Annotated in this window: 1 protein-coding gene; it reads right to left on the reverse strand. The window is 42.2% G+C overall.

Features of this window, described 5'->3' with window-relative positions:
- Window positions 1-535 precede the first annotated feature (535 nt).
- Window positions 536-903, reverse strand: a 368-nt coding sequence (locus HMPREF9304_RS12205; protein WP_036929619.1) for a glucosaminidase domain-containing protein, incomplete at its 5' end; no start/stop codon positions are given.

The raw sequence follows: 903 nt of genomic DNA on the forward strand, positions 1-903 counted from the left end.
CTTATAAGTCCCGCACCTATATAAGGACTTATATTCCATTTTGCAGGNTTCTCNAAGGAGGGNCGGAAGAATGAGGATATATTCAGNAGGAGATCGGCATGANAGCTGCTAAAAGGCTGGGATGTTCGTTGGCTNTCNACNAANCTAATNCCTTGATAAGCGATTCTCGTGCCGAAGTATGGCGAGTGCCATTTACCTATAGNAAAATGCAAACCGAACTTGGTNCTNCCGTAAAAATCCGTGTGTGAGACAGGATTACCCAAAAATGATATAAAACCACCATGAGCGGAGACAAACCAATTGTCTCCNAATCCTGACAGNTCATATTTCACATGGCTGTCTATCGGATTNGNCAGGGTTGCGGAAGAACTCNCATAGTTNGCNGAAACNTCGTACTGGGATTTTACATAGATTTGTTCATTATTACCGTACACTACTTGTGCATGGGTGTCGTGACCTACAAGTGTAAGGACTGACAACAAAAGGAGATTCTTGTTCATCATATATTTTATTCTTTGCTTATATTTATATTCTATTACAATCTCTCGGCCGCTGCATCATAGAGGTAGAGCTTATGTTTCATGATAATGCGCTCGCATCTTTGTACATAATCTCTTGCTGTGGCATACCCAGCAGCTTTAATGGAAACAAGCCAGTTATGAAAATCTTTAGAACTGTATTTTCTGCATCGCTTGTAACGTTCGCTTAACAATAGTCTTGAATGATATTCCATGCTGGCTTCTGGAGAAGCGAAATTGCAAAACTTCTCGTTGGGACGGTCATCATCATGGAGGCTATACGGCAGTCCACTGTCCAGCCAATCTTTATTGGCTTTGATACCGAAGTAATTGAATCCTGCTTGGGCAAGACTGCTTTTCCCCCAACGGCTTTCAAGTGCCATCT

Source organism: Hoylesella timonensis S9-PR14 (genome assembly GCF_000762405.1).
Taxonomy (GTDB): Bacteria; Bacteroidota; Bacteroidia; order Bacteroidales; family Bacteroidaceae; genus Prevotella; species Prevotella timonensis_A.